This window comes from Mycobacterium sp. 1245801.1, from assembly GCF_001673055.1.
GTDB lineage: Bacteria > Actinomycetota > Actinomycetes > Mycobacteriales > Mycobacteriaceae > Mycobacterium > Mycobacterium europaeum_A.
In genome coordinates this window covers 1-6,610 of the sequence record NZ_LZKY01000037.1, presented here as the reverse complement: position 1 = coordinate 6,610, position 6,610 = coordinate 1, and the positions used below count along the sequence as shown (strand labels likewise).

General features: G+C 68.7%; 11 protein-coding genes and 1 pseudogene. 5 read left to right on the top strand and 7 right to left on the bottom strand.

Annotation, left to right across the window (positions count from 1 at the left end; translation table 11 throughout):
- From A5622_RS02245 to mrf, 5 genes and pseudogenes are all read right to left on the bottom strand, one after another.
- Positions 1–679: pseudogene (locus A5622_RS02245) on the bottom strand (type VII secretion AAA-ATPase EccA); the annotation flags it as partial.
- A 356-nt stretch (positions 680–1,035) separates the two neighbouring features.
- Positions 1,036–1,209, bottom strand: a complete 174-nt coding sequence (locus A5622_RS28825; RefSeq protein WP_156752810.1) for a hypothetical protein — start codon at positions 1,207–1,209, stop codon at positions 1,036–1,038.
- A 59-nt stretch (positions 1,210–1,268) separates the two neighbouring features.
- On the bottom strand, positions 1,269–2,174 hold the full coding sequence (locus A5622_RS02240) for a class I SAM-dependent methyltransferase (protein WP_066872849.1): 906 nt from the start codon (positions 2,172–2,174) through the stop codon (positions 1,269–1,271).
- An 81-nt stretch (positions 2,175–2,255) separates the two neighbouring features.
- Positions 2,256–2,510, bottom strand: a complete 255-nt coding sequence (locus A5622_RS02235) for a type B 50S ribosomal protein L31 (protein ID WP_066872851.1) — start codon at positions 2,508–2,510, stop codon at positions 2,256–2,258.
- Positions 2,507–3,706 (bottom strand): ribosome hibernation factor-recruiting GTPase MRF, encoded by a 1,200-nt coding sequence (gene mrf, locus A5622_RS02230; RefSeq protein ID WP_066872854.1) that lies wholly within the window; start codon positions 3,704–3,706, stop codon positions 2,507–2,509. Before mrf ends, A5622_RS02235 begins: the two co-directional genes overlap by 4 nt.
- A 103-nt stretch (positions 3,707–3,809) precedes the next feature.
- Here mrf and rpmB point away from each other — a divergent pair, with 103 nt between their 5' ends.
- From rpmB to A5622_RS02205, 5 genes are read left to right on the top strand one after another with little or no spacing between them, the layout of a single operon-like run.
- Positions 3,810–4,046, top strand: a complete 237-nt coding sequence (rpmB, locus tag A5622_RS02225) for a 50S ribosomal protein L28 (RefSeq protein WP_066872881.1) — start codon at positions 3,810–3,812, stop codon at positions 4,044–4,046.
- Entirely contained in the window at positions 4,046–4,210 is a 165-nt protein-coding gene (rpmG, locus tag A5622_RS02220; RefSeq protein WP_066872855.1) for a 50S ribosomal protein L33, read from the top strand. The genes rpmB and rpmG overlap by 1 nt, the downstream gene beginning before the upstream one ends.
- A 2-nt stretch (positions 4,211–4,212) precedes the next feature.
- The gene (gene rpsN, locus A5622_RS02215; RefSeq protein WP_066872857.1) at positions 4,213–4,518 is read left to right on the top strand and encodes a 30S ribosomal protein S14; all 306 of its coding nucleotides are present in this window, start codon (positions 4,213–4,215) and stop codon (positions 4,516–4,518) included.
- On the top strand, positions 4,518–4,784 hold the full coding sequence (rpsR, locus tag A5622_RS02210) for a 30S ribosomal protein S18 (RefSeq protein ID WP_066876389.1): 267 nt from the start codon (positions 4,518–4,520) through the stop codon (positions 4,782–4,784). Before rpsN ends, rpsR begins: the two co-directional genes overlap by 1 nt.
- A complete protein-coding gene (locus tag A5622_RS02205; RefSeq protein WP_066876387.1) occupies positions 4,781–5,164 on the top strand; it encodes a hypothetical protein in 384 nt (127 codons plus the stop codon). Before rpsR ends, A5622_RS02205 begins: the two co-directional genes overlap by 4 nt.
- Before the next feature lie 3 nt (positions 5,165–5,167).
- Here A5622_RS02205 and A5622_RS02200 read toward each other — a convergent pair whose 3' ends face one another.
- Together A5622_RS02200 and A5622_RS02195 are read right to left on the bottom strand one after the other, a co-directional pair.
- Positions 5,168–5,905, bottom strand: coding sequence for a TIGR03943 family protein (locus A5622_RS02200; protein WP_066872866.1), 738 nt, complete (start codon positions 5,903–5,905; stop codon positions 5,168–5,170).
- Positions 5,905–6,610 (bottom strand): permease (locus A5622_RS02195; RefSeq protein WP_066876385.1); only part of this gene is annotated, 706 nt, incomplete at its 5' end. The genes A5622_RS02195 and A5622_RS02200, both read right to left, overlap by 1 nt.

Genomic DNA, 6,610 nt, shown 5'->3' with positions numbered 1-6,610 from the left:
CATCGGGCTCCTCCAGATACGACAGCGACGGCGCGAACATGCCCAGCCGGGCCAGCGCGGTGCCCAGCGCGATCTTGGCGGCGTGCGAGAACGCCTCGTCGAGATCCGCGTCGTTGACGATCGGGGTCAGCAGCTTGACGACGTCCGACCAGCGCTCGGCGCGGTAGTTGATGACGACGGACACCCAGCGGGCCTCGCGCCACGTCGGGCGACGCGCGGTCACGCCAGCGACGATCTGGTCGGCGTCAGCGAATCGTCCGGCCGTTGCCAGCGCGGCCGCGTAGGCGAGCTGGAACTCGTCGGGGGTCGCGGCGCGGAACTGCAGATACAGCCCCGTGTCGTAGCGGAAGCCCAGCGAACCAGGCGCCAGGTCCACCTGGCGCTGCAGCGTGCCCGCGGTCGCCACGGTGCGCGATACCGCCTCGAGCACTCGCAGGGAGACATCGCCGGTCGCGGCCAGGCCGGTCCACGCGTCGCACTGGTCGTGGGCGATGCGGGTCAGCGCGGTGAAACCGGAGCGGGCGGCGGCCAGATCCGCCGGCCGCTGCCGTTGGTAGACGACGATGCCGAGCGCGCGGCAGCACGTGGCGAACCGGCTGACGACGTCCTCGTCCACCCGCGCGTCCACCCGCGAATTGACGGGCTGAGCTGTGAGCATGCCGGTGTCACCGAGTTCCACGGCCGCGACTTTTCATGTATGTAGTCTCCCCTAACTTAACCCGCCTGAAGTTAGCATTGCATAAGCTAACTGTCGAGGCGTTTGGCCCTGTCCGGCTCACCACTGCTCTGCCCTTCTTTTACCGCTGTTGAGGACATTTTCGGGAGTGATTGTCCGCTTCTTCGGCATACTCACAGCCGCACGTCGGGCGGTCTCACAGCAAGGCCCTACCTTAATGAAAATCATTTTCATTATCAACTCGGGCCGGGCCATCCCGGAACCGTCCGCCCGACCGGGCGGATCGGGGACGCAACCGTCCGCACCGGCGCGGTCATAGCGGCGACTCCTTGACGATGGGGTGAGCTCGACGGTCGCCACTACCGGATTGCCGGCACGACGATCACGCAGCCAGTAGTCGGCTGGCGGGGCGCAAAAGTTCCGCGCTGATCGCTTTGCCAGCTGCCCGGCAACATCGGCGCCAAGGGTCCGTCGCCGAACTCGTCACCGGTCAGGGTGGTCAGCCCGCGGCCGCGGCGGCCGGCCCGATTCACGGAAAACTCATGAAAAACCGGCCGCGATCGTGATCACGGCCGGTTTTCGTTGCGACGTGTCACTCTCGGACGGCGCGCACCAGGGTGTTGCGGGCGATCATCGGGCCGGCCTCGGTGTCCGGGCCGGGTACCGGACGCCCGACCTCGCGCAGGTAATCGGCCAGCGGAGTGCCGACCGCGGTCCAGCCGTGCTGGCCGAACCATTCGGTGGCGGGTGCGTGCTGCTCGTTGTAGACGAGCTGGAAGAACACCCGGCCGTCGCCCTGCTCTGTGGCCGCGCGTTCTTCGGCCACGGCGGCCTCGAAGTCCTCGGGTTTCATCGGGGCGCCGTCCTCGACGGCGACGTGACTGCCGTGACCGGCCAGGCCGTCGATGCCGGTGAACAGCTGCTCCTGGGCGGCAGCCGGGAGATAGATCAGCAGGCCCTCGGCGATCCATGCGGACGGCTTGGCGGGATCAAAGCCGCTGTCACGCAACGCTTGCGGCCAGTCCTCACGCAGATCGATGGCGATCTCACGGCGCTCGGCACGCGGTTGGGCGCCGGCATCGGTGAGCACCTCGCGCTTGAAGTCGAGCACCTGCGGCTGGTCGAGCTCGAAGATGGTCGTCGCGCCCGGCCAGTCCAAGCGGTAGGCGCGCGAGTCCAGGCCCGCGGCCAGGACGACCACCTGTCGCACTCCCGCGTCCGCCGCGCGGCGGAAGTATTCGTCGAAGTACTTGGTGCGGGCGCCCTGGAAGTTGACGAAGTTCTCGCCGAAGTCAGCGGTCTTCAGCTGGTGGTCGGGGTCCTTGCCGTCGAGCACGTCCGCCCACGAACCGCCCACGGCGCGGCAGAAGACCTCCGCGTATGGATCGACGGCCAGCGGGTCCGGCTTTTGCGCCTCCAATGCCCGCGCTGTTGCCACGAACAACGCGGTGGAGCCCACGCTCGTGGTGATGTCCCAGGTATCGCCTTCGCTTCGCATTTGACCCACACTACGCCGCGTCACCGACACGCGTGTTGCGGTGGCGCGCAACACGAATGGCCTCGCCGCGGCCACCGACCGTCAGCGCCGGCCGTAGCGGCGGTGGAACCTCTCCACCTGTCCGGCGCTGTCGACGATGCGGCGAGCGCCGGTCCAGAACGGATGTGAATCCGAGGTGATCTCGACGACGATCAATGGATAGGTGCGGGCCCCGTGCCGTGTTTGCCACTCGACGGTGCGCGAACTGTCAAGCGTCGATCGGGTTAGGAACATCGCACCGGTGGTTGCGTCCTGGAAGACGACGGGGTGGTAGTCGGGATGTACGCCGGGCTTCATGACGGGTCGGTGTCCTGCCCGATGCGCCGGGCCGCGTTGTCGGCCGCCTCCGCCCGCTCCCCGCACGGCTCCTCATGCCAGTCACCGAACGGGTCGTCGTAGCCGAGCCAGTCACGCGGACGGCTCATCTCCGCGTCGGTCAGCAGCGCACCATGCAGGCCGTCGAGGATGTCGGCCGGTTTCGCGCCGCACACCAGGATGGTCATCGCCGTGTGCCGGTCGCCGTACCGGTCATCCCAGGCCAGTTCGGCGAAAGTTCGTCGCTCGACGTCGATTCCGTCGAGCTCGCGGCCACCCATGACGGCCAGCCACTTGCCCGCGGAGCTGACCCGCAGCCCGGCGCCGGCCGATTCCAACCACATCGCCCGGTCGGGCTGGCTGGCCAGCCAGAGCCGCCCGCGGGTTCTGATCACACCATCGAGCAGCAGATCCAGGCAGTCGTGCAGGCGCTGCGGATGGAAGGGCCGTCGGGAACCGAACTCCACCAAGTTGATTGGACCGCGTGACTCCAGCGGGGGCTGGCCGGCCAGCAGCGGCCCGTGCGGGTCGTCGCTGCGGCCGCGGCGCGCGTCGCGATACAGGTTGTTCAGCGCATCCTCGAGACCGTCGGCACCCACCTGCAGGCGAGCGCGCGGGGACAACCGGCGCAGCACGGCGGCGACGAACGGATTGGGACGGTTGAGCACCGCCACATCGGCGAATTCGGCCTGCCCGATCACCACCTGGGCCTCGGTGCGCCCGTCGTCCAATTCGTCCTCACCCAGCGCCTGGTTCAGCCACGCCGACGAGTCGACGCAGGCCACCACCGCGGCGATCGATACGTCCAGGGCCGCCGGCCCGTCGACGTATCCGGGCGCCACACGCACCCGAACGTGCTTGATGGCCAAACAGATTGGTTCGGGCTCCAGCCAGGGCCCCAGGTGCACGACGATCCGGTCGACGTCGTCGCGCCGGTGCAACTGACGCAGCAACACCAACAGGTCGTTGCGGATGGTGCACGAGATACAGCCATGCGCGAGTTCCAGGCCGCTCTCGTTGGACGTCAAGACGCCGTCGGACAGCGACGCTGTCGTTCGGCGCACCACATGACCGTCGAAGGAGTGCTCGATCACCAGCGTTCCCGGGGTGCGCAACAGCGCACCCACGACGGGTTCGGTGTCCCTCTGGCCGGTGACCAGGATGACGGGCGTCTGCATCGTCCTCCTTATTGATAATGGTTTTCATCTAGGTTCCACATACGGTACCGTTCGGGTCGGGCCTTGTCGAAAACGATTTTCAATAAGCGCAACGGAGGTGCAGGTGTCCGCCCACTGTCAGGTGACCGGCCGTCGACCGAGTTTCGGTAGGGCGGTGTCGCATTCCCATCGCCGGACCCCGCGGCGCTTCTCCCCCAACATCCAGCGCAAGACGTACTACCTGCCCTCCGAGGACCGCCGGATCCGGCTGCGCGTCAGCGCCAAGGGCATCAAGGTGATCGACCGCGACGGCATCGAGGCGGTCGTGGCCCGGTTGCGTCGCGAGGGGCAGCGAATCTGATGGCCCGCAACGAGATTCGTCAGCTGGTCAAACTGCGCTCCACCGCGGGCACCGGATACACCTACATCACCCGCAAGAACCGACGCAACGACCCCGACCGGCTGATGCTGCGCAAGTACGACCCCGTCATCCGCCGCCACGTCGACTTCCGCGAGGAGCGCTGAACATGGCCAAGAAATCCAAGATCGTCAAGAACGAGCGCCGTCGCGCGATCGTGGCGCGTTACGCCGAACGCCGGGCCGAACTCAAGGAGGTCATCCGCGCACCGGCGAGCACCGCCGAGCAGCGGGCGGCGGCACGAGAAGCGTTGGCCCGCCAGCCCCGCGACGCCAGCTCCGTGCGGGTCCGCAACCGCGACGCCGTCGACGGGCGTCCCCGCGGCCACCTGCGCAAGTTCGGGTTATCGCGGGTGCGGGTCCGCGAATTGGCGCACGCCGGGCAGCTACCCGGCGTGCGGAAGGCGAGCTGGTGATGGCCCGGAAAGCCGCCCGCATCCGCCGGCTCGCGCTACCGCCCGGCCGGTCACCGAAAAAGAATGCGCTGCGCACCCTGGGACTGTACGCGGTGGACTACAAGGACACCGCGACGCTGCGCATCTTCATCTCCGAACGCGGCAAGATCCGGTCCCGCCAGGTGACCGGCCTGACCGTCCGGCAGCAACGACAGGTCGCGACGGCCATCAAGAACGCCCGTGAAATGGCGCTGCTGCCCTACCCCGGCCCGCACACACCGCGGTGACCTCCCCGCGCCGCGGCACCGCCCGTCCCTTCACCGTGATCGTCTGCGCCGCTTGCGCGGTCGCCGGCGAACTGTCGGTGATCGACGAGCTGCGGCCGGCGATTCGGCGCTGCCCGCACTCCATGCTGGTCACCGCCTCCTGCATGCTCGGACCACTCACCTGCGCGTCCCGCCCGACCGGCGGCGGTGTCATGGCCGTGCTGCAGCCCTGCACGAACGACCGGGTGGCCTGCGGCCCGGCCCAGTGGATCGGCCCCATCGCCGACGGCGACGCGGCCGCCGAACTGCGCGAGTGGCTCGAGCTCGGACAGTGGGAAACCGCGCCCGTCCCGGATCGACTCGGGGGCCATCAACGCTGGACAGGCGGTCAAGGCAACTGACGGTCAGCGCGGATAGGCGTAGGGATTCGGCGGGGCGTCGACTCGGGTGACGGCGGTCGCCTGCAGCGTCGGGATGGCCGGCGAATTGGGTTGTCGCGGTGCGGGTATGACCTGACCCTGCACCCGGATCCAGGTGTTGTCCGGTAGGCCGGAGGCGCCCCCGGCGGCCGGGCCGCGCAGATGGATTCGGGCCAGCTGGGCGTCGGCCGCACAACAGATGATGACGATGCGGCCAAGGTCGACGCCCTGCGCCTCGTTGAGCACGAAGCCGGTGACGGTGATCGTTCGGTTCGTCAATGATCCGGTCGTGTCGTGCGCTTCTCGCATCAGCACCTCGGGCAGCGAGACTTCCGGCGCAGGGCCCGGCGGCAGCGGTGAAAACGATTTGTTCAGAACGTCATTGGACACCGACGTCACCGACGGGGCGGCCGCCGAGGGCCGCAGCGCCGGCGGCGCCACGAACATCAGCACCAGCACCGCGACCACCAACAGCCAGGCGATGCCCCGCCGGTGGGAATGCTCGTGGCCGTGCTCGCCGGCCGCGTCAGCGGTCCGGGGTCCACCGCGGCGGATGTCGCCGATGATCGCCACCAGCGCCAAACCGATGAGCACCACCGCCGATACGGCGAGCCACGGCAACAGGCCCGGCTTGACGTAACGGGTGAACACCCCCGACGCGGTGATCATGGCGATGCTGATACCCACCAACAGCAACACCGTGTTCTCGGCTTCGCGGCTCATCACCGGGCTCCCAACACGAAAAGCCCTATGACACAGGCACTCGCCGTTGCCACCAGGAACGTGCACGGCGCAAAGCGTGCGGCGAACGCCCGGCCGAACATGCCGGCCTGCATGGCGAACAGCTTGACGTCGACGGCCGGACCGACGACGAGGAACACCAGCCGGGGCAACAGCGGCACCATCGTCATGCTGGCCGCCACGAAGGCGTCCGCCTCCGAACACAACGCGAGCACCACCGCGAGGGTGGCCATCAGCGCGACCCCGAGGGCGAGGTCGGTCGCCAGGTGCGCGAACACCCACTGCGGCACCGCCACATGAAGCAACGCCGCCGCCGCCGCGCCGAGCACCAAATACGATGCGGCCTGCAGGAAGTCGTGACGGGCCGCCTCGGTGAAGACCACCCAGCGCGACTCACCCTGCGTCTGCGCGGCGGGCGGCCGGCGGGTGATCCATTCCGGCCGCCCCCACCGCGACCACGCCCAGCCCATGACAACCGCGGTCAGCAGCGACGCCCCCATTCGGGCGAAGACCATCCTGGGTGCACCCGGGAACGCCACGGCCGTGGCCACCAGCACCACCGGGTTGATCGCCGGCGCGGCCAGCATGAACGTCAATGCCGCGGCCCCGGTCGCCCCGCCTTCGCCGAACAACCGGCGCGCCAACGGAACTGACCCGCACTCGCAGCCCGGCAGCGCGACCCCGCCG